The organism is Halorubrum orientale (genome assembly GCF_059623105.1).
On the sequence record NZ_JBSPSR010000012.1, the window covers coordinates 26,944 to 48,169 of the forward strand.

General features: G+C 55.6%; 19 protein-coding genes and 2 pseudogenes. 9 read left to right on the forward strand and 12 right to left on the reverse strand.

The genetic code is table 11. The features are described from left to right. Positions 1-215: 215 nt before the first annotated feature. A pseudogene (locus tag ACWUI7_RS12720) lies at positions 216-1,055 on the reverse strand (energy-coupling factor ABC transporter ATP-binding protein). Continuing rightward, complete coding sequence (locus tag ACWUI7_RS12725; RefSeq protein WP_496642596.1) at positions 1,052-1,513, reverse strand: energy-coupling factor transporter transmembrane component T family protein; 462 nt, start codon at positions 1,511-1,513, stop codon at positions 1,052-1,054. Before ACWUI7_RS12725 ends, ACWUI7_RS12720 begins: the two are co-directional and overlap by 4 nt. 145 nt (positions 1,514-1,658) lie before the next feature. Here ACWUI7_RS12725 and ACWUI7_RS12730 point away from each other — a divergent pair, with 145 nt between their 5' ends. After that, positions 1,659-2,018, forward strand: a complete 360-nt coding sequence (locus ACWUI7_RS12730) for a helix-turn-helix transcriptional regulator (RefSeq protein WP_496642583.1) — start codon at positions 1,659-1,661, stop codon at positions 2,016-2,018. A 710-nt stretch (positions 2,019-2,728) separates the two neighbouring features. On the opposite strand, the gene ACWUI7_RS12735 is transcribed toward ACWUI7_RS12730, so the two are convergent. Then, positions 2,729-3,529 carry a bacteriorhodopsin gene (locus ACWUI7_RS12735; protein WP_496642597.1) on the reverse strand — a complete coding sequence of 267 codons (801 nt, stop codon included), beginning with the start codon at positions 3,527-3,529 and terminating at the stop codon, positions 2,729-2,731. 1,124 nt (positions 3,530-4,653) lie between these two features. On the opposite strand from ACWUI7_RS12735, the gene ACWUI7_RS12740 reads away from it, so the two are divergent. Continuing rightward, positions 4,654-4,794, forward strand: coding sequence for a hypothetical protein (locus ACWUI7_RS12740; protein ID WP_496642584.1), 141 nt, complete (start codon positions 4,654-4,656; stop codon positions 4,792-4,794). Positions 4,795-5,038: 244 nt separating this feature from the next. Beyond that, positions 5,039-5,188, forward strand: coding sequence for a DUF7837 family putative zinc-binding protein (locus tag ACWUI7_RS12745; RefSeq protein WP_496642585.1), 150 nt, complete (start codon positions 5,039-5,041; stop codon positions 5,186-5,188). Between the two features lie 744 nt (positions 5,189-5,932). Here ACWUI7_RS12745 and ACWUI7_RS12750 read toward each other — a convergent pair. Next, the gene (locus ACWUI7_RS12750; protein ID WP_496642586.1) at positions 5,933-7,789 is read right to left on the reverse strand and encodes an NAD-binding protein; all 1,857 of its coding nucleotides are present in this window, start codon (positions 7,787-7,789) and stop codon (positions 5,933-5,935) included. A gap of 364 nt (positions 7,790-8,153) precedes the next feature. After that, positions 8,154-9,434, reverse strand: coding sequence for an RNA-guided endonuclease InsQ/TnpB family protein (locus ACWUI7_RS12755; RefSeq protein ID WP_496642587.1), 1,281 nt, complete (start codon positions 9,432-9,434; stop codon positions 8,154-8,156). A 301-nt stretch (positions 9,435-9,735) separates the two neighbouring features. Here ACWUI7_RS12755 and ACWUI7_RS12760 point away from each other — a divergent pair, with 301 nt between their 5' ends. From ACWUI7_RS12760 to ACWUI7_RS12770, 3 genes are all read left to right on the forward strand, one after another. After that, positions 9,736-10,245 (forward strand): winged helix-turn-helix domain-containing protein, encoded by a 510-nt coding sequence (locus ACWUI7_RS12760; protein WP_496642588.1) that lies wholly within the window; start codon positions 9,736-9,738, stop codon positions 10,243-10,245. Next, positions 10,242-10,808: an IS630 family transposase gene (locus ACWUI7_RS12765; protein ID WP_496642598.1), complete on the forward strand. Its 567-nt coding sequence runs from the start codon at positions 10,242-10,244 to the stop codon at positions 10,806-10,808. Before ACWUI7_RS12760 ends, ACWUI7_RS12765 begins: the two co-directional genes overlap by 4 nt. 74 nt (positions 10,809-10,882) lie before the next feature. Beyond that, positions 10,883-11,620 carry a hypothetical protein gene (locus tag ACWUI7_RS12770; RefSeq protein ID WP_496642599.1) on the forward strand — a complete coding sequence of 246 codons (738 nt, stop codon included), beginning with the start codon at positions 10,883-10,885 and terminating at the stop codon, positions 11,618-11,620. Positions 11,621-11,636: 16 nt separating this feature from the next. Here the strand turns inward: ACWUI7_RS12770 and ACWUI7_RS12775 are convergent, their stop codons facing one another. Continuing rightward, positions 11,637-12,194, reverse strand: coding sequence for an IS1096 element passenger TnpR family protein (locus ACWUI7_RS12775; RefSeq protein WP_496642600.1), 558 nt, complete (start codon positions 12,192-12,194; stop codon positions 11,637-11,639). A gap of 500 nt (positions 12,195-12,694) precedes the next feature. Between ACWUI7_RS12775 and ACWUI7_RS12780 the strand changes: the two genes are divergently transcribed. Together ACWUI7_RS12780 and ACWUI7_RS12785 are read left to right on the forward strand one after the other, a co-directional pair. Further along, positions 12,695-13,918: an IS701 family transposase gene (locus ACWUI7_RS12780; RefSeq protein ID WP_496642589.1), complete on the forward strand. Its 1,224-nt coding sequence runs from the start codon at positions 12,695-12,697 to the stop codon at positions 13,916-13,918. Positions 13,919-14,462: 544 nt separating this feature from the next. Next, on the forward strand, positions 14,463-15,734 hold the full coding sequence (locus ACWUI7_RS12785; protein ID WP_496642601.1) for a Cdc6/Cdc18 family protein: 1,272 nt from the start codon (positions 14,463-14,465) through the stop codon (positions 15,732-15,734). Positions 15,735-16,124: 390 nt separating this feature from the next. Here ACWUI7_RS12785 and ACWUI7_RS12790 read toward each other — a convergent pair. The 5 genes and pseudogenes from ACWUI7_RS12790 to ACWUI7_RS12810 form a co-directional block, all read right to left on the reverse strand. Beyond that, a pseudogene (locus ACWUI7_RS12790) lies at positions 16,125-16,508 on the reverse strand (copper amine oxidase); the annotation flags it as partial. A gap of 177 nt (positions 16,509-16,685) precedes the next feature. Further along, entirely contained in the window at positions 16,686-17,312 is a 627-nt protein-coding gene (locus tag ACWUI7_RS12795) for a hypothetical protein (RefSeq protein ID WP_496642590.1), read from the reverse strand. After that, positions 17,296-18,636, reverse strand: coding sequence for a hypothetical protein (locus ACWUI7_RS12800; RefSeq protein ID WP_496642591.1), 1,341 nt, complete (start codon positions 18,634-18,636; stop codon positions 17,296-17,298). The genes ACWUI7_RS12795 and ACWUI7_RS12800 overlap by 17 nt, the downstream gene beginning before the upstream one ends. A 132-nt stretch (positions 18,637-18,768) precedes the next feature. Then, positions 18,769-19,170 carry a DUF7344 domain-containing protein gene (locus ACWUI7_RS12805; RefSeq protein WP_496642592.1) on the reverse strand — a complete coding sequence of 134 codons (402 nt, stop codon included), beginning with the start codon at positions 19,168-19,170 and terminating at the stop codon, positions 18,769-18,771. Beyond that, positions 19,167-19,700 (reverse strand): DUF8112 family protein, encoded by a 534-nt coding sequence (locus ACWUI7_RS12810; RefSeq protein WP_496642593.1) that lies wholly within the window; start codon positions 19,698-19,700, stop codon positions 19,167-19,169. Before ACWUI7_RS12810 ends, ACWUI7_RS12805 begins: the two co-directional genes overlap by 4 nt. 195 nt (positions 19,701-19,895) lie before the next feature. Here ACWUI7_RS12810 and ACWUI7_RS12815 point away from each other — a divergent pair, with 195 nt between their 5' ends. After that, a complete protein-coding gene (locus tag ACWUI7_RS12815; RefSeq protein WP_496642594.1) occupies positions 19,896-20,108 on the forward strand; it encodes a winged helix-turn-helix domain-containing protein in 213 nt (70 codons plus the stop codon). A 281-nt stretch (positions 20,109-20,389) separates the two neighbouring features. Here the strand turns inward: ACWUI7_RS12815 and ACWUI7_RS12820 are convergent, their stop codons facing one another. Beyond that, positions 20,390-21,178 carry a Cdc6/Cdc18 family protein gene (locus tag ACWUI7_RS12820; RefSeq protein ID WP_496642595.1) on the reverse strand — a complete coding sequence of 263 codons (789 nt, stop codon included), beginning with the start codon at positions 21,176-21,178 and terminating at the stop codon, positions 20,390-20,392. Between the last annotated feature and the right edge of the window lie 48 nt (positions 21,179-21,226).

Sequence of the window (21,226 nt, forward strand, 5' to 3'; positions counted from 1 at the left end):
TAAATCGAATAATCGAGTGTTTAACGCTAAAATACTGCGCTAAAACTGACCGTACAAATAGTTATTATTTATTATGCAATTGTAATCGGATGTATACCCGGGAGAGAGGCAACCCGTGCTGGGCTACCCTACTCGTGGGCTCTATTCAGTTTTGATTTCCTTCTATGGCTGAAGTCGTGGGCCCCTTCCCGTATTTCTGGTGGGGCCTAGCGGCCTCAAATACAGCTATACTGCGTCCAGTCGATCAGACCTCGTGCCTCTTCAATTGTTAGTGGCACTGATTCGTTGTCATCAAACAACTGTACTACCTGTGGAGGGCGAAGATTGCACGTAGCCAATAACGACGTATTAGTCAGAATCTCTCGTGTCGGTCCAGAGGCAACAACCGAACCACTGGTATCTAGTAATCTGACTCGGTCTGCGAGGTATGGAAGCAACTCTGTGTCTGGCGTTGAGGTGACAAGGGTGACACCGTTAGCCGAGAGTTCATCAAGCATATCCACAATCGCGCTACGGTTTGCAGCGTCGATGTTACTTAGTGGTTCGTCGAGCAACAATACGTCTGGGTTAACAGTCAACGCGCTAGCCAGGGCGGCCCGGCGCTTTTCCCCACTACTGAGTCGGTGCGGGGGTTTTGAAAGTAGCTGTGTGAGGTCGAACTGCTCAGCAACGGTCTCAACCCGACGATCAACCTCTGCTTGTGAGACACTCTGCTGGGTAGGGCCATACGCCAAGTCCTCCCTGACTGTCGGATTGAACAGGTAGTCGGTGGGGTTCTGTGTAAGTACACTGAGACTATCTCAGACTGAATCCGCATCGGTTGTTGATTCGAAGTATCTAAGCGACCCAGTATCTGGCCCGATCAATCCACCAAGCAATTGGAGTAACGTTGATTTTCCAGCCCCATTTGGTCCGACAAGTGCGACCCGCTCACCCCGGTGGATCTCAGCGTCGAGGCCACTAACGGCTGTCGTTCCGTCAGGGTAGCTATAGGACAGATTACTCGGTTCAATTACCGACTCGGCGGTAGCCACGTGGTCTTCGCCTGTGCTCATGCGATCATCACCGTAAGCACAGTCCCAGTAACAATCAGTCCGAATGCTATATCAGCGAGACCGAACTGAACCGGTGGTCGATGGGGTGTCTTACCAGTGCCGCCACGAGCCCGGGCAGCACGACCAACATCTTCACCACGCTCAAGACTCCGTAACAGAAACGTCCCGAGGAAGTTCCCAGAATCGCGCCACGTTCGCCCGAGTGTACGCGCAGTTAGTGTACGGCTCTGACGAGCCCGAACCATCCGTTCGAGCTCAGCAAAAAATACCAAAAGATATCCATACGTAATAGCTAGTAACAGGAGCACGATTGTTGGGACACGTAAAATGTCGAATCCCGTCAGTAGTGCCGAAAACCGGGTAGTCAACAAGAGGAGCGATAGAAAGCCAACACAGGCGGCTACCCGGAGGCTAAATGTCGCGATGTAATTGAGGCCCGTATCGAGTGGGAACAGCAGTACGTCGACCGATAGTACATTGCATTAGGGCTCAGGACTGGAGTGAAGCTCACTTTCTGCCGGTACTGAAGCGAAAGCGCACTTGCAGCCTTCCTACTCTGCTGGGTGGGTCAACGTTAATTTCCTCACTGTCATCCAAACACGTATGAGCGCATCTGCCACTGATTCCGACCTTTCGATGGACGAACAAGATGCTCTTGAGCTCATCCGTGACCGTGGCGGGATCCACCAGAGTGACTTCTGGAAAGAACTTGATGTCTCTTCGAGAAAGGGTAGCCGGCTCGTTGAGTCCCTCCAGCAGGCAGGCCTCATTGAACGTGAGAGTGTCGTCTACAACGGCCACACAACTTACTATCTTGAACCGGCTCCTCAGGATCTCAACTTCTCGTTGCTCATGGCCGGCGATATGCTCACTCCGTTCATTGGTGAGGAAAACGTCGATTCACAATCTGACGCCCTCTCACAATGGCTGATGAACCTCGCGTATGAAGAGTACGAGCAGTGACGGCGTATGTAGCAGTGATCAATCCCAGCGGTTCGCGATGATTTTTTCCTTATCGGAGCTGATGTCATTACCATGAGTTGACGCCTCTTCTGTCTTGACAGTAGCCGTGCGGCCGGAATCGGTACCATCGTCGATGTCACTTGACATACGCGTAAACCCACGAACCCGTATCACAATCTGCTCTGGGCGATTGTATCGGCGATAAGCCGAATAGCACAGATTCCCGGCGATGGGAACGAGTACTAGGAACAAGAGGTGCCATCCCCACGCACCTCGCCATCCACGTTCGACAGTAGTCCGGCCAGGAGAGCGCTCAACCACATCCCACCCCATGTGTTGATAATCTAGTTCAGCTGCTTCAAGTTCATTCGTAGTGTCGACAAGTTCCCGTCTCATACATACTCCGTCTAACTCTGTTTTGTTTATTAATTGGGATGGCGTGGGATCAATCTTTATTATTGGTGGGTTGTCATATTTTCATAGAATTGCCTGCAAGCGCCGCTATAGCTAGACACGCTCCGTTCTTCTTCAGCTACGTCAAAAGCATCTGACATTGGATCGTCGCTGATTGGTTTAGTGCTGGTTGCGATGATAGTTCACAGCACGCCTCGATAATCTCATCGGTGATCTCAGCACTTTCGCCATCGTCGAACTGACCAGCGCCGACAAGAGTAAAACAACGTCAAGAACGGGGATCTGCGACCGCGTCGTTAGTCGTCAGCTGGGGCCACGCCGCTGCGAGAGGCGGAGCCGAGGCCGGACGCCATATCAGCGACCGTCCGCTCATTCTCGACGACCCAGCGCAGCAGGAGGAACGCAAAGAGGTACTTCGCGATGATATCCATCCCACTGTATGCCCACGAGGTGATAGCGACATCGAGGACCGCGAGGCCCTCAGCACCGAGCGCCCAGAAGATCGGGTAGCCGAGCCAGAGGACCACGGTGAGCACTTTCAGGGTGTTAAATATCTCCGCGGTGCCGGCGACCTCGGCGTCTTGTGCCCATTCGGCGAGCAGGATGTAGAGGACGACGACGAAGAACGCACAGCTGATGCCGTACCACACCCAGCGCAGCAGGTAGGAGGACGTGGTCAGCGCGGCTGCGAGCCCGGTCACGCACATACCGATGTCGGCCACAACGACTGTGAACAGCTTCGACATGTTTGTGCCGGCAAGCAGGCCGAGCGCGATAAGGATCATCGGCGTCGACAGGGCCCACGTCAGATACCGACCCCACGGGGTGAGCACCTCCTGGCCGGCCAGCGCGTGGCCGGGCGGCATCTCGAGGAAGCTCACTGTGAGCCCGGAGACGAGCCCGGTGTAGCTGGAGATCGATACCAGTGGTACCATCAGCGCGGCGACGAAGATCAATTGAGCGCGGGGATCCTCTACGTTCCGTCCCATGTACACGAACAAGAGGATGGACAGGCCCGCGAGGGCGATATTGATCCAGAGCGACGCGCTTAGGAGCGAGTCGGCTTGGACTGCTTGAAATACCTCGGCCTGAGTGATTTCTAACGGGACTGTTCTGCTTGCCAGTACGTCAGCCGCTGTTGTTTCGATCATTCGACAACCGGCAAATGGTGTTGTCAAGTGAAAGAACCCACCCATTCCTGATGCTTTTCTAGTATTTTTATGACACTTACCCGTGCCCATTTCCTGATATTTTCAGGCATCGGTGAACGAGCGTATTGTAATGACTCACGACCGGCGCTCAATCCGTGGGTTCGGCCGGAACGGACGATTATCGGGTTGTCCGTCCGGCGGTCCAGCAGCGACGTCGGTGCAGTGTTTGCCGCTCAAAAGGAACTCGGCACGCCAACTCTGGATGGGCTGGTAAGGCAAATACGAACAATCGACGACATACGAGACCGCAGTAGCGACGCCTCAATCGTCTAGATGACGACACAGTGCTTTAATTGGATTCAAAATGCCCGTAAACAGCCGGCAGAGCAGAAAACCATGCTTGGTAGCATGTGTCGATTCACGACCTGCGGCGCACTCAGGCAACATCGCGAGCTCCATCATCAGACGGGCATCGACGCGCATACGGCTGGGTCATGAGTAACCGACCCCACCCTACTTCGCTCGGCCTTGTGGCCTCGCTTGTTGAGGGTGTCGTCAGAACGTGTCGCGTTCTGACTGCTAACCAGAAATCGGAGATTTCTGGTGATGGGGCTTTGATGTGGTTTTCGCCCTCGGTTGGCGCGACGGGGCGTCTTGTGCGCCCCGCCTACCGGACGCCCTTCGGGGTCGACAAACCCACCATTCAGGGCCGGGCTACTGCGGCCCGTACTGCGCGCCACTTGTGGACGCACAGCACTATCCGGCAGTAAGATATGGTGTAAGATAGTGGTTGCGAACGCCCGTGTCGGCTTCCTCTCCCTACTCGCGTCGCGCTCCCGACTGAACGTCGGAACCCCTCGCTCCTTGAGGCCGGAAGCTCCGCCTCGAAAACTGCTGAACAGCCTTTGTGAATGATTCACTTAGTGGGGACTGTTGAGATGTGCGGACTGTTCTATGACTCCCTTCTGTCATACCAATAAGTACGTCGTGAGAGCACAACGGCCCTCCGTGGTGTCGCGTTATCGAGTAACAACGTTAGTGTTTTATTGATGCTATCGTGACAGGGCGGTATGACGAGCGATCACCTCCATCGCATAGATGAGCTGCTTGATGAGGCATTGGCAGACGCAGCCGACCCAGACGTCCGATACAACCTCCGGACTGCACAACAGCATCTGGTCGCGAGCCGCCAGGACACGTCTGAGACGTGAGCGTGACCGCTGGCGACGCCGAGCGGGTACCGCACTTCTGCACTGGTAACGCTCTGATCACCACCGCCACACTCTCAGGAATCTCGTAGGATATGCCATTCTCGGGCGGGCGTGAACAGCTCGGTACACTTCTGCGGGGAGTACTCACTTTCACCCCGGTCCCCTCAGCTTTTATCCGGACTGTTGCGTAGCACGAAGTGGAATCCCTGGGTCTGTCACACGCTCCAGGTGATTCCCTCCCCCTATGCCAGATGTGACGTCTGATAGTGGTCGGTGCCCGTTCTGCGACAGCGACCTGAGTGCTGGGGCCATTCTCATCGCCTACAAGATCGACGACGAGCGGCGCGTCTTCATCGAGTGTCCTGACTGCGAACAGCCTGTTTCGCCATCATAACCGTCGCGAGCCACCCAGCCTCTGTGGGTGTGTTCCCCAAACATTTTGTTAATACAAAAGGACATCTGAGTGAAACAAGGAAACATCGATCATGATTGGAGGGCCCCTTGCTTCATTACCGCCTGTCTGCGGTACAAGCTATGGTACACCGACGGTCGCAGTGCGCTGTGGCATTCCCGCTGCGGCCGTTTTGACACACAGTAATAGAGAGTTGCTGCTGAGATCGGCTGCGCTGTAGGGTCTCAGCACCCGCCGTCAACGGGACAGGCGTCTTTCTCGTGAGAAGGGTATCAGTTTCACCTGCGGCAACAGTCGTCGGGCGGAGAGACACACGCTACACAGGAGTACAGAGCTTTTGCTATCCTCCCGAGAGCGAGAATTGCTCCTCTTCAGACGGAGGAGAGAATCAATCTGCGATCTCGTTAAGTGAGCGACGAACGGTATACTGACCGCGAGCACCCTATGAGGAACGTCACGAGTCGTTCATCCTGTGTGGGTCACGTTCCCAAATATTTATGTCGATGTGAAAGAATGAATAATTGAAGCAAGGGGTGCCAGTCATGACAACGAGCCCTCCCTTGCTTCACTGCCGTCTGTCGGGGAAGGCAGCCATGTTCCACCTGCGGCCGCAATGCTGTGTGACATGCTTGCTGCGGCCGTTTTGATCCTCAGCGCAGATACTTACCTACCCAGCAAAATCGTTCTGTGGGCAAGCACGTACAACCTTGCAATCGCAATATTGTATTAGTCGTGTGGATGAAACCGGCCAACCGCTTTCTTCACTGCTGTGGAATCCCCGAGGAACGTGATTCGGTCGCCGTACTCTATCGTTTCGTCGGCATCGGGGACGTGAGCGTCCTCGCCACGGCCGATCTCGGCGATGAGACAGCCACCTGGGATTTCATCGGAGAGTTCTCGGATCGATTTACCGGCGATGTGTTTGGCGGTCACCTCGGTCTCGATGATATCGTGGCCGTCGCCGAGGTCGTTCATCCAGCGCGCCAGCGATGGCCGCTCGATTTGGTTATCCAGCGCGTAGGCGGCCGCCTGCGGTTCATCAACGGCGGTCACGCCAAGCGACTCGAACTTTTCGACGTTTTCGCTGTTATTGACGCGAGCATACACGTCATCGAGATCGAACTTCGTCATCGCTGTCTGACAGACAAGCAGATTGATGTCGTCGTCGGCTGTGACTGCGACCAGCCCTTTCGCCTCTTCGATCCCGGCACGTTCAAGTGTCGCGGTTTCGGTGCCGTCGCCCTCGAAGACCCGAAAGCCTGCTTCGCGAGCCGTCTCACCCTGTTCTGGGTCGTTGTCGACGATGACAACGAACTCGTTTCTATTCTCCAGTTGGGTAGCGAGCGACCGACCGACCCGGCCGCCGCCAACGATTATCATACGCATTGGTGTCACTCCGAGTCGATCGCCGATCTGTCTGGCAAACCCCGCCTCGATGGCATCGGTCGCAAAGATGACGATGAAGACCGCCCCAAGTAGTGTCGCTGCCGCGGCGTCGTCACCGCCGGCAGCCAACTCGATCGCAAACAGCGTCGCCACGCTCGCCGGGATGATCCCCCGTGGGCCGACCGCGGATAAAAATAGTCGTTCCGGCCAGGTGAACTGCTCAATACCGGCCGTCGAGATGAGCGCAACCAACGGCCGGAGCACCACCATGAGCACCGCTACAAGCGCGAGCCCGGCGACCCCCAGGCTCACCACCGCATCGACATCAACCAACGCTGCTAATGAGACGAAGACGAACGCGAGCAACAGCAGCGTCATATCCTCGGTGAACGACTCGATGGTCTCCCGATGGGGAATATCGACGTTAGCGAGGACAAGCCCGGCGGTTGCGACTGCTGCGACCCCGGCTTCAGCAGAGACCGTGTCGGCGACACCGTAGGCACTGATAGCCGCCAGCAGGACAGTAAACCGCGCCGCCCGGGTGCCCTCGCCCGGCAGTAGTTCCTCGCGGAGCAGGTAGTAGGTCGCCCCGGCGACCAGCAGCCCACTGGCGACGCCGACCCCGAGCCGTTCGGCGAAAGCGATGATCGTGTTCGGCCCGAAGGCCTCCCGCAGCAGGATCTCCTCGAAGATAACCACGGCCGCGATCGCTGCGGTCACGTCGTTGACGATTCCCTCTGTTTCGAGGGCTGCCGAGACGTGCGGTCGAAGACGCACAACGGAGACAATCGGCGTGATGACCGTCGGGCCGGTCGCAACGAGTAGCGCACCGATGAGGAAGGCGAGATCCCATGCTGTGCCGGTCAACAGGCGGAGGGTCACGGCCGTCCCGACCAGCGTGATGAGTGCGCCGATCGTCACCAGCCGCAAAGAGGCTGTTTCGGCCGCGCGGATGCGATCGAGTCGCAACGCAAAGGCCCCGTCGAAGACGATAACCGCCACACTGAGGCCGACGACCGTCGTCAACCCGTCCCCAAACGTCTCGAGGCTGATCAGTCCGATCCCAACTTCCCCGAGGAGTAGCCCGCCACCTAAATAGAAAATAACACTCGGCACGCGCAGCCGACCGCCGAGCAGCTGGCCGGCGATGCCGACCGCAAAGATAGCAACGACTGTCAGCAGTAGACTCCCGGCCACACTACTCGGTTCGGCCGTGAGAACAAAACTGTTCACTCTTGTAGCGTGAACTGCCTCGGGGGCAAGTGGTTCGAGACGCGTCGCGTCTCGTCATCACGGAAATCTCCGATTTCCGTACGACCCCGGGGCACTCGCCTTGTTTATTGGTCGCCAAGATGCAGCGTCGGTGCGCGCGTCCAAACAGGTGCTTGATCAGGGTGCGGAACTCGCTGAGAAACTCGCTGAGCTGTGAGTATTGTCGTCGATACGAGCGCGTTCATTTCGCTCTCTGTCGGTGGCGTGCTCAACCATACATTGACATCCTCCCCGCGCTGAAGCGCGAGGATTCCCACGGCACCGCACCGCTGAGTTGGGATATTGTGGTTTACGACGTGATCTGTTCTTGAGGTGCGAACGCACCAGTTTCCGTGTCAAACAGGAACGTCGATGGCTGTGCCAACCAGCCGTTACTCCTATTCACCGACAGACTCGGTGAACTCGGAGGTACTTTCTGTCGGATATTCTCAGCCCCGTTCATATCAGCGTTCGCTACCGTCCCGCAGTCGTCGCACACGTACAACCCGCGTTCGACACGGTTCGCATCACGCTTGCGGCCACAGCACGAGCACGACTTCGACGTGTCCTCCTCGGGGGCTTTTTCGACGACAATACTCTCCATCTCCGCCTTGTATTCGAGAAGGTCGGTGAACCGGTCGAATGCCCACGAGTGCAAGTCGAGGTTGCCGTGTTTGCCCCAGTTTTTCGACTTGTTGGTGTCATCGTCTTCGCGGACCCCCGAGAGATTGCCCACCACGATGGTTCCAACGCCTTGCTCAACACACCGTTCAACAATGTGTTTCGAAAGCGTATGGAAATAGTGAGTGCGACGAGCCGACTTCTTGTAGTTCAGCCGGGTGGCCTGCTCGGAGTTCGAGTCATCACACCGGGCAATCCGCTTGCTCAAGTAGTAGTCGTCCTGCTTCAGACAGTTCAGCGGATACAGCTCGCTGTGGCCGTCTTCATACGCGAGCGCGGCGAAGTTGTTGATCCCGAGATCAACGCCCACCGTCTTCTCACCGGGGGTGTCAGCCACGTCGATTTGGACCTTACAGACGAAGTGTAGTGTCCATTCGTCGCCCGTCCACACAATCTTGGCTTGCTGGACGTTCTCCACGGCGGAGAGGTCAACGTCGGGGCGAGTTTGGTACTTACACAGGACAAAATCCGACCAGTACTCCTTCAGGTTCGATCCTTTTGAGAGTCGGACGCGGTTATACTGAGTATCGAGTTTGAAGCCAGCAGCTTCGAACGTTACCGTTGAACGCGGATGCTCGTCGCCATGTTTGCGGTAGCCGGGCGGGTTCGCTCTCGTGTCCCCGTTGCGTCGTTTTCCGTACCAGCCGTTGAACGCTTCAGCGAGTTCTTGAAGGACTCGCTGACTTGACTGCGAATGCAGGTCATCATAGCGGTCGTGGGTTTTGAGGTACGTGGTGAGTTCGTTGTGGTTCGGGATGTGTTCGATTTCATCCCAAATCCGACTGCATGTCCGCCGTCCGACGTTCCAGAGTTTCGAGGCGGCAAACCCGAGCGAATCAAGATCGTCCTGCAGCCGAGACTGGTTCCGTATGGAAGCAGTGTAGGTGCGAGTGACGACCTGTTTCGCCATACGTAATCTATGTAGACAAACTAACTTGAAGGCTTGGGTTGGAGTAGCGTGGAATATCCAGCTGTACCATTAGCCGGTGGAGTGTGAAAGGATGTGTCGGATTCATCCCCGCGCTGAAGCGCGAGGCTTTCTCCTCGGCTTTCCGTAATTTCTAAGATATGATTTGTTAAATATTGTCGGATTCATCCCACGAGTAAAGTCGTGGGTTTTCTCCTTGATTCTCTATAACAGACTACGAAAACCATGACCGAGTCATACGGTCGTGCGAAACTATTTACCGATATAGCTTCGACTTCGTGTAATGAGTCGGTTAGACGGTATCACTCTGGAAGAACTTCAGGAACTGCGTGAGCAAACAGAAGGAGAGATCCCTCGGGAACGGGTGCTGGCTGCGATCGGACGAAAGCAAGGCGACGACCTTGAGAGACTGGCTGAACGCCACGGCGTCGTTGAGAAGACAATCCGCAACTGGCTCGATCGGTTCGCGCGCGAACCGATCGAGCGGGCACCCTACGACGACGATCGACCAGGCCGCCCCTCGAAACTCGATCAAGAACAACGCGAGCAGTTGTTCGAGCAACTCCAGCAGCCACCGACCGAACTCGGCTACGAACAACAAGCGTGGTCGTCAACGCTGCTGATAGACCACGTCAAAGATGAATACGATGTTGAATACAGCAAAGGACACGCGCGCAAACTCATGAGCAAGGCCGAGCTGTCCTACCGGACAGCACGGCCGCGCAATCACGAGGCAGACCCGGAAAAAGAGGCAGAGTTCCAAGAGACAGTCGAAAAAAACGGCCGGAACTGACCGAGAAAACTGTCGTTGTCGTCGATCAGTTTACCAAACGCGTCGGCACAGTTCAACGACGTGGCTGGTACCCGATCGGTTCAAATCCGACGATAAAGACATCAAACTCGTGGGATAAAGTGACCGTCTTGGGTGCTGTCACCGACGACGGTGACAGCTTCTACTGCTGGACCGAAGAGAATCTTACCTCACAGCAAGGAATTTGGCTGCTTGGTGCGCTCCAAGAACGGTTCGGTGAAGAGTTAGTGGTGTTTCTCGACCGTGCGGGGTATTTCTACAACAGGGATCTCTGGGAGCACGTCAGTGGTGAGCGCGCGACCGACACTGTCGGAGACAGTGCGGTCGCGTGCGTGCGCGGAGATGATGAAGGTGAGGAGCATCTCGATGTGTGGTACTTTCCGCCGAAATTACCGGAGCTCAACCCGGTCGAAGGATGCTGGGATCGACTCAACGAATGGTTCAAACACCGTCTCATTCCTGATCTTGCGACGCTGAAACAGCAGATTCAACGAGGACTCCCTACGGTTGATGAACCGAATATCTGGAACTATCTCTGTCCATAACTGCCGGTAACAACTAACGCACGACCGTATCAGAGACGGAGATACTGGAGCGATTTGTTATCGAAGTCAGTCAGATAGGGACCGTCGACCATATCGTCGATGTGGAAGCAGAACCAGTCGGCAGGTCGACCTATTCCCCTCGTCAGGAGTTGCCCGGCGAGAAGCTATGTGATCGGAGTACGCGCTCACCCGCAAGTGAATACATCGATTTACCACGATACGTTGACTGGAAAGGTATTGACAAGACGGCATTCGAGGGCGACGCGCCAGATGAGATCTGTTCGTATTGCTGGGCTGCAACACTTGAGGAGATCGACCAACTGAGGCAGGATACAAGCATGGAGGCAGACTCTCGTATCGGCACCACCGGCTACCGTCTTCGCTGGAAGCAGAAGGGTCGCGCTCGCGAGGAGTGGTACGATATCGTTGTTCGACCGGAAACGACCATAGCGGAACTCGATCGGCTCGTGTGTCGATTCAGTACGCTCGATGATCTTCACCTCCGGATGTACGGCCTTGAAGACGAGTACTTGGACTCGTCACTCAACGTTCTCCCGGACCACCAGTATGAGGAGATCGACGATCCCTCGTACACGAACGCGAGTGACGTGACGATCGGAGGCATCGCTGAACGTGTGACGCTCCGAGAAGGGGATCGGCTCAGCATGGTCTACGACTTCGGAACGCCGTCACAGTACTACTGCATCGTCAAGGAGGTCTACGATCCAGACGAGATCGACGACCTACTGGCAGAATCCGACACAATCGCCGGGACAGATACCGCCGGCATCATTGACGAAAAACGACTGTAGGCGTGATAATCACCTGCTACTCGTCCATATCGGGATACTGGGACGGTGCGTCCCCCCGTTCGTCGACGACCACGGGCCTACTGTCCAACGGTGCGTCGCGAGTATCCTGGAGTTCGATGTAGTGTTCCCAGTTGTCACCCATGTCGAACGTATAGGAGAGCGCTCCCAGCTCTTCCGGATTCAACTCGTCGATCGTGGTGTCGGCGGCGTTACCTTCCGGCGGCGGATCCGACTGGAGCTCGCGAAACCGCGCTTTGGCGTCTTCGGAGGCGTCGTCGGGCACGGCTTGATCGATGAAACGGTCGATCTCTGCGTCGTCCATCGCTCGCCAGCTCGGGCCGCCGTCGTAGAGCTGTGGATTGAGGTAGCTCCGAAGTGCGATGCCGTCCTCGTTGCGCGTGATGAACTCGTAGGCGTGGCTGTCCCAGCGCTCGAACGCTTCGAAGATCGCCTCGTGGAATTCGGCTAGCGTATGTGACCCGTCGACTTCGATGTCCCGCCAGACCTCCTCGTCGGGTTCGAACTCCAGTGGCGGATTCGGGAGCAACCATACACGAAACACGTAACTCGTCATATGTGCATCTTCCATGGCCGGGACTGTCAGTGTTCCTCAGAATAATAGCGTGGTTCCTTGATGAGTCCCGATTACGGGAATTGTTCGAGAACTTATTCTAAAAAAGGGTGTCATAGAAGAGTTCTCATGGTTTGCTGAATCAGCTCTAACGAATTGAAACCACTGTGCACTTGATGCACGCTATTTTTAGCTTGTCGTAGCTATAGCGAAAGAGAAATTCGGAGTCGCTGTTGACGAGCAACTCGTGCGAGAAGTAGATGAACTAATCGCCGAGTGTGACGGTCTCGGAGTTAGCCGCTCCGAGATCGTTGAGGCCATCCTCACAGCGTTCGTTCAATCCGAGTCAAACCACGCTGAGCGAGTAAGAGAAATCATAATTCCGAAGTGAAAAAACACTCTCTAAACAGCCTAATATGCCGTGCATCAAGTACACAGCTTTCTAAGTTAACTCAGCTTTGAACGTTGAAGTAGGATCGTGACGTAGGCGGTAGCGAACACGGATGATGCCGATTACGGACTTCTTGTCGTGCACGCGTGTATTCGACGAGTTCGAGTCGCTGTCACCCGCACAACGTCAGCACGCGAAAACTTACGCCACAGGTCTTGTTGCGGCCAGCAACAAGACCGTGGCAGGCATCGCACGCGAAGTCCTTCCAGCTGGAGACAAACGCGCTCTCAACAAGTTCCTCACCGAGTACGACTGGGACGAACAGCAATTTAACCACGAACGCCTCGAAGAACTCCAAAAACACGGCGAAACACGTTGGTCGAAGGATGGTTACATCATCCTCGACGACACGATCACCGAGAAAGCCGGGGACGAAGTCCCCGGCGTCGGACACTTCTATGATCACGCCGAAGGTGACACTGTCTGGGGCCAAGACCTCATCTACGCCTTCTACGCTGACGACAAAACTGCCTACCCACTCACTTTCCGCCTCTACGAAAAACAGGACGAAGATGACCAAAACCACGACACCAAGTACGATCTCGCCCGTGAGATTGTCACCGAACTCGAAGACGAGGTAGGTGTCCCAGCGGACACCTACCTCTTCGACTCGTGGTTCGCTCACGATTCTGCCCTCGTCGAACACATCGAATCCTACGGCAACGACTGGATCGGCCCGCTTCGGAGCAACCGACAGGTAACCTACGCTGGCGAAGAGATCAGCGTCGATGCGCTGGCAGAGCGCATCGACACCGTCGAGCGTAACGTTGAGGACGAGACCTACCACATCTGGACGAAGAAGCTTCCCGTCTCCCAACTGGGAGACGTGAAGCTGGTCATCGCCGAGAAAGAAACTGACGAAGACGAAGAGAACCCGGTCAAATACCTCGCCACGAACAAGATCGACGCACCGACCGAACACGTGATCCGCTCCTACGGGATGCGGTGGCGCATCGAGACGTTCTTCGAGGACTCGAAGCAGGATCTCGGCTTGGGAGACTGCGAGATGCAGACTGACGAAGGTGCCAGTCGGCACTGGCACCTTCTGATGGCTGCCTACAGTCTCGTTCGTCTTGATCCCGATTCGAGCGCCTTGGGAACGGTTCTCTCGAAAGCGTCATCGCTTCGAGCGAACCTCGAACATTCCCTGAAGGAAGCCGTTTACAACCTGCTCTCGTGGGTTCGAGACAACGATGATCGTGGCGTCGATGACCATATGCAAGAGATCGACCACCTTTTCGTTCACTCAACAGCCGACGCTAACGTTCAAAGCTGAGTATAGTATAGAGAATCCACACACCCCATCTTCGAAATGAAATCTAGGTTGAGATTGCGTTGAGTACTCTTTTCTACCGGTTCAAGCCTTCTGTACCGCGTACCTAAGCCATTAACAGCGATTTCAAATAGAACGTAGCCAGCAACAACGGCATCACAGAGCACAATCCGGCCTCCTCTGTGACGGCGATATCTAATTTCATTTCGACGGTGGGGGGTGAGACAGGAAGGATACGCACTTGATGTCGCCTGTTTCACTATTTCATTTCGACGGTGGGGTGAGAGCGTCGGATATTAAGTTCTCACTTCGACTCTAGCCACTTCATTTCGATGTCGGGGTCCTCACTTCGAAGTTGGTTTCCCACTACATAAGTGGCTGATATGATTCATATCGACGAAGGGGTCATCATATCGAAGGACCCCCTTTCATTTCGACAAAGGCTATTGGTGAGGCCTACACAATGCGTGGTATGACAGAACGTGGGGCCGATCCAAGTCAGCCCGTCACCGAATCAGAAAAGCTTGACTCATCTGATTCGTCTGTGGTGGACAGCATTCTCGATGGGGAAGTACAATCTGTATTCAAAGACAAGGGACTCGTGGACTCCAGCACGATTGTCGATCAGGACAGGATATACGGCAGAGACGAGCAACTAGCAGCCGAGGCCCGCGCATTCCGGGATACGCTTGATGGTGAGCGGCCACCAGACCTCCTCTTGTATGGTCCGAGTGGAACTGGCAAGACGCTCACGGTGAAGGCCGTCGCGAACAAAGTGAAAGAACGGACACACGAGACGGGAATCAATTTCGATTTCGTCGCGGTCAATTTCAAGATGATGGAGTCTCACACCCTTGATCGCGCCGTATGGAAACTAGGCCGCCAAACGGCCAGAAAGGCCGGTGTCGTCTGGGATGTGCCTCGCACCGGCGTCTCAACGGATATGAAGTACACGCGATTGTATGAGATCGTTGACGACCACTTTGACTCGCTTGTCTTCATTCTAGACGAGATTGATGCACTTACCGGAAGTACGGGCCAGGATGAACCCGCATACTCCCGTCTACTGTATAGTCTCAGCCGCGTTATGTCTGAACAGCACGTCGACACACAGCTTTCAACGGTAATCGTCACGAATTACCCCAAGTTCCGAGAGAACCTCGACAGCAGAACTGATAGCTCGTACAATCCGAACGGGATCCACTTCTCTGACTACGATGCGAACGAACTCATCGAAATTCTTGAGCGCCGCCGCGATGCATTCAAAGACGGAGCACTTCAGGATGGTGTGGTCGAGATCGTAGCTGCGTACGGCGCTCAAAATGAAGGTGATGCTCGTCGAGCCATCGACTTACTGCGTGACGCTGGCGAAATAGCCAACCGGCAGGGTGACCCGATGGTGACACAAAGCCACGTCAGAACGGCAAACGATTCCGTCGTAAAAAATCGAGTACTTGAGATTGTTGATGGGATGTCTGTCCAAAAGAAACTCTCTCTATACGCTGCGTCCTTGGTCGCAAAAGAGAATGATGATGTGGCACCGAGCCCCGTGGTTTACGATATCTACAAGATTTTGTGTGAGGGCAGTGACGCAGAAATGTATACCCAAGAGACTGTTAACAGCCATATCAACAAGGCAGGTACCTACGGAGTTCTTGAGAGCGAACGGTCTAGCGGGGGGTTCAAATCAGGCGTTCACCTGTTGTTCAAGTTTAATGAACCGGTTGCAGCTGTTCTCGAAACACTTAGCGAGGATAGCCGGCTCAAGAGTATTCCTGCTGAGGAGCTCAGTGAGGTTGTGAAACGACGCCTGCGTTAACATCCGCTGTCGGCTGGTATCGCATGTTCCTGATTCCCTCAACGACAATACATGGTATAGCTTCCTCGCTCAACATCCCAGCATCGCTTGTACTGCTTAACCAACACAGCGTCGCAGTAACAGCGCTTGTTGGTTAATAGTTCGAACTTGGCGAGTGGCGTGCTCCCCAGTAGAGACCGACACAGCCGAGGGCGGTCATATACGTTTGTTCTTGCAGTAGCAGTCGGCTACCAGCACACCCATCTCGGTCTCACTGGCCGCGATTGCTTCTATAGCAAAGTCGATGCGCTCGGTACCGATCTCAAGCCAGACGCGGGTTTCACCTAGTGGATCACCGTCGCCGTCATTCGAAATCAAAACGGCGAGTCTCCTCAGGATGAGTGAACCTACTCAGTCGTCGTCTGTTGATGCTTGCATACTCTGATCTGTCTCATCTTGGAACTCGTCACGAGACGGGATCTCGCACCCCTCGTTGATGACGTGCTCGGGGGGGACGTCAATGGCCTCAGACTGGTCAAAGAAGTTGTCCGGCGTCAACTTCAGATTCGCCATCTGAACGGGTAACACCGGCCAATCTTCGGGTCGGGTGACATGGTTTTTTCCTAGCGTGTACCAGACCACGAGGTCTTCATGATCAATATCACGATTCTGTTCAGTCGAGTTGACCGCCACGAAGTGCGTTTCTTCCCTCTCGCACTTGTATTCGAGCAACAAGAGGAACGTCCGCCACGCGGCAGACACCGTGTTGCGGCTGTTCGACGGCGACTCCATCAGTTGGTTCTTGCAAAAGATTTCGTTGAAACAGGAAGACCACGCTTGAGGAGTGGGTCTTGAAAACGGCGAGTAGGAAGAGAAATTCACACACTGCATCGGAACTGACTCAAAACAGAACAGTAACAGCACGATACTACACCGCCACCAGACTCGCTGGTGCGTAGGAGCTGAACCGTGCTAGGCGAGATATGCGGGCACGGATTCCCACGCGTCCGGTGCGAGCGTGACGATGTCTGGCCGGATCACCGACCCAATCTCGACGCTGCCACGATGCGGGTCGACTCTCGCAACCTCAATCGTTCCAACGCGACTGAGATGCCGTTCCACCCGGGCCGCCGAGACGTCGGCGTTTGCCAACACGGCAACCATCCCGCCGTACCCGTCACGGAACGCCGTCTCTAGTCGGTCGCGCAGATGGACGACCGAGGTCTGGTACACCACCTCGATCACCAACTGGATGGGCTCTCGAATCAGGACGTCTGCGACACGGTACCCCGACGGCGGGCCAACGTGTGTTTCCACGTCGATCGCAACGTCCTGTGGCGCGACGGGCACCATGTTACAGACGTGCTGGCTGATCAGTTCCTGTCCCACCCGGTGATACCGTGAACTGCCGCCTGCAGGCAGACACGGTGGGCCCTCAACGTGGGTGAAGTAATCGAACCCGTCGCCACCGGCTGGCTCGTACGCGAGCGACCTCCCACAGAATAGACACTGGTGGGTGTCGCTTGAGACGGCTGTGTCGGGACGGCAGTCCGGCCCGGTGACGACTCGGTCACGACGGGTATCAACCGCGATGAACATCCATCTCCTCCTCTGTGCGTTGGATGATTCGGTCACACTGGGCTTCTGTCCGCTCGGTAAGGCTGATGACCAGCGACTTTTCGTGTGGGGTCTCATCAACCGGGGAGAGGGATTGACGGAAGAACCTGAGATTTGACTTGAGCTGCCGGACGTCACGGAGAAGCGCCCTGTAGGCGTGGCTACATGCGGCGTCACCAGCAATACCATCTCCCCCGCCAGCCGACTGTGGCAGCTCTGCTCCGGACGGCCCGGGTTCAACCGCCTCGGACCCAGCCGTTGTGCTGGCAGTGCCTCCATCCGAGGTCGCATCTAGCGTCTCGGCGGCAGTATGCGTCTCCGTAGTCGTCTCCGCGGCGGCCTCAACGCCTTCCACTGTCTGGCCGTCAGTATCGGCTGTCTTCTCTGTAGAGGGCTCATCGCCGGCCGGCTGGGTTGTCGCCTGGCCGGCGTCTCGGCTCGTCTGCCCACTCTCGTCATGCTCATCACTGGTGGATGAGAATGGTGGACTTGCCGTCATCACCCCGTGGTCGTCAGTCGGTGCCCCCCAGTCGCTATCAAGTCGTTCGGACGTGGTGGAGGGTTCATCCTCACGGTCCGGCGTAGCGTGTGTCTCCTCTGACGACCCCACGTTGACCGGGATCTCGTCGAGATGCCCGCTGTCGACGAGTTCCTCGACCTGCGTAGCAGACAGCTCGTCACGCACGATTGCAGCAAGGGTCTCTCCTTCGGCCTGCCGGTCAGTGAAGTCGTCTGCGAGATACTGCCGTCGTTCCATCACCTGTGGCGGGTAGCTCGCTGCACAGCCGACTCGGTCGGCAACCTCTGCGATCGACGCTTCCGGAAGGGTGAGGTTCGCGAGGATGACTGCTTGCTGAAGGACAGGAATCTCGCTGAACGACTCATCCGTAGGCATCGACGACTCATGCGGGTGGTAGAACGCATCAAGCGCGCGTCGGACCGTCCAATCGGCGGGCGGCTCACGGTCCGTGCCGGCCAGCTCTTCTCCGATGAGTTCAGTCAACTCCGTTCGTGTCGTAACGTCTGGATGGTGGGCAGCAACCAACACGGCATCTCTACGTTTTGACGTCATATCGTCGGGAAAGTCATCACGCGTGAGTGTCGAGAGATCGATCGCGTCTGGCTGTCGCGTCCGGTGGTCGATGACGGTTCCGTCGTCATCAACGACCTCGATCTCACACTCGGGCATGAGCCCGTTACGGTTCGCGTGTTGGTCGTCGTCAGCACGCGTCACGTGCACGCGCGTGATCAGTTCGTTGTCGTAGACGGTGCCACAGTGTGGACAGCGGTAGTGTTCAGTCGTCATTGCTGGAGGTGTGATGGTCGCGTGTGGTTGATTGCGCGATACTGAGTGTCGGTCAGTGTGTTGTCGTGTAGACACATTGGTAGCTGTGTTCCGGTCGTGTGGTAACTGGGCGTATGCATCCCGTACTCGTTGTTAATCGGTCATTTCAGTCGTGGTGTTTGGTGGTGACCACTGAGTTGTCTGTTCTAACGTCCACAGCAGACGTCCGGTGTGAAGCAGCAATACTGCGAGATCAAACTGTGGGCCAGGGGTGAGCTGTTGACACTCGCTGTCAACACAGACCACCTCCCGTTCGGACAGCGCCGGCACGTGTGTCTGCTTCATCGACACGATGACGTTTTTGTACGTGTCCCACGCGACGTCGTCCACGCGACTGCCGTTGAGTGCGGCGGCGACGTGTTTCGACACCTCGTGGACGTCGTGTGGGGGACTCTCTTGAGCCATGAGCAGTATGAGATAACACCGCCGCGGCTGACGGAGGAGGTGATACAGCCCACACAGCTCTGATGACACCGGCTGGATGTGGTCGCTCATTGAGTGTCCTCCTCTCGGTGGGCAGTGTTACTGCGCTGAGAGCGGTCGCCGATACGCGGCATGGTATCGGCGTGCACGTCGCTGTCTTGGGCCAACCGCGCTCTCTGAGACGGGTCGACTTGAGTTGCGTCGCGACTGGGCGACGTTGCGTCGGCCAGTATGTGCGCGTCCGTTGTTCTGGGGCGGCTCTCGACAACCAGCTTTGGAGCCAGCAACACTCGCCACGACGACTGAGTCGCCACATCAGTACACTGGCCAATGCGACCGGTTACGATGAGTTCGTGAACGCCTCGGATGAACTCCGTCGGGTGTGCGTGGGTATCCGCCCCACACATGGTATATCCAACGTCGAAGCCAGCGGTTCCCGCTGCCCGGTAGGCATACACGGTGGCTGTGTCGCCCTCTCTAAGATCACGCTTGCAGATTTGACACGGTATGTTGTCTTCGCCGAGATCTTGGTACTCAATCCGAGATGTGAGTTCACGTAGTTGATCGGTGCGCTCTTGAGTGTGAGTATGCTTCTCTTGCATGGGTTCTTCTTTTGCACGGTGGAACCCGGTCCGCGTGCGTCACCACGCGGGCATTTGTAGCCTGTCTCCTCAGACCGGGTGTGCAACTGTTCATCATGTGCCCACACACTTATTCTTAACGACTAGTAAAGATATATCGCATTTACTGTCTCAGACAGGTGGAGATAAGGGGCATTAGCAAAGAGGTTCGCTATCATGCCTCTGCGCATCGACGCCAATACAGAGAAGGTCATTGAGGAGTTCCTCACACACGGTAATCTGACGACAGGCGCACTCGTTGATTTTACCGGCTTGTCACGACCAACAGTGACCAAGCGGCTCGATAGGTTGTATGCCGCAGAGTACGTTGAGTATCTTCACGAGCCAACCGCACTGTGGCAGCTCACTGACGACCCACGGGCGGCGTGAGCAATTCGTCTCGTGGGCACAGTGTAACAGTCATTCGGCAGCTCTACATAAGAGCGATAAAATTCAACCAACAATTACGCCACTATCGCCGTATGTTGGTTAACGTACCAAGAAACCATCCACCGGCAGGACACAGCGGTTTTCCCGAGTTCCTGCCCACTCAATCGAAGCCACACAGCAGTTTTCCCGAGAAATTTTTGCCCTCTATCGTGGACACACAGCGGTTTTCTTGAGTTATCAAAGCCAATCAAAAGACCCGCGTCTTCAGGTGTGGAAGGAGGTTAACGGTCGACGCCACGTGTCTTGATTGATTTCCAGTTGAGGCCGCGCTCCTCGTATGCTTCTTTGACTTTTGCCGGGTCGACGTCGTCACTGAATTCGTGCTCGTTCCACTGGCCGCCCCCAGCACCCTTATTTCGGTCGATGGTATTTACAAAGCCAAACATCACTAACTTCGAGAGATGGTTGAACATCCCACGTTGCGTGAGTGGGTCCTTAGCACCATCCTCATTATAGCCCTGGACCACCCGTGAATAGGCTCGATGGACCGTACGGGTTCGGGCTGGAGTTTTATTAAGTAGGTCTAAATGAGCAATTGCTTTGAGGATATACAGTTTCTCGTCGTCTTGATCTGCGATCGATTCGACGATGTTGCCATATTCAATCTTCTTGTCTGCCTTTCTGACGTGACTCTCAGCAATCTGTTCTGCACCCTCACCCTCAGCGATTTCTGCGGACCCACGCAAGAGTCGAATCGCACGCCGGGCACTGCCGGAAGCTTCCTTATACGCGAGTGACGACGCCAAATCGATAATGCCTCTACTGTAAGCGCTGTCATATAACGCCAACTCAGCGCGCCTCATGAGGATCTGTGTGAGTTCGGTGGCATCATAGGGTGCGAACTTGATTTCAGTCTCACAGAGACTGTCTTTGACCTTTGGTGAGAGGTTCTTACGGAAGGTATAGTCGTTGGAAATTCCGATCACACCAACCCGGACATTATAAAAAATCGAGGAGAATACCTGACCCTTTAGGGTCAGGATGAATCTGACACATCGGAGGCAATCCACGTTCGACTGCTAACCCGAGATTTCTAATCAGTAGTTTCAACTGGCGGG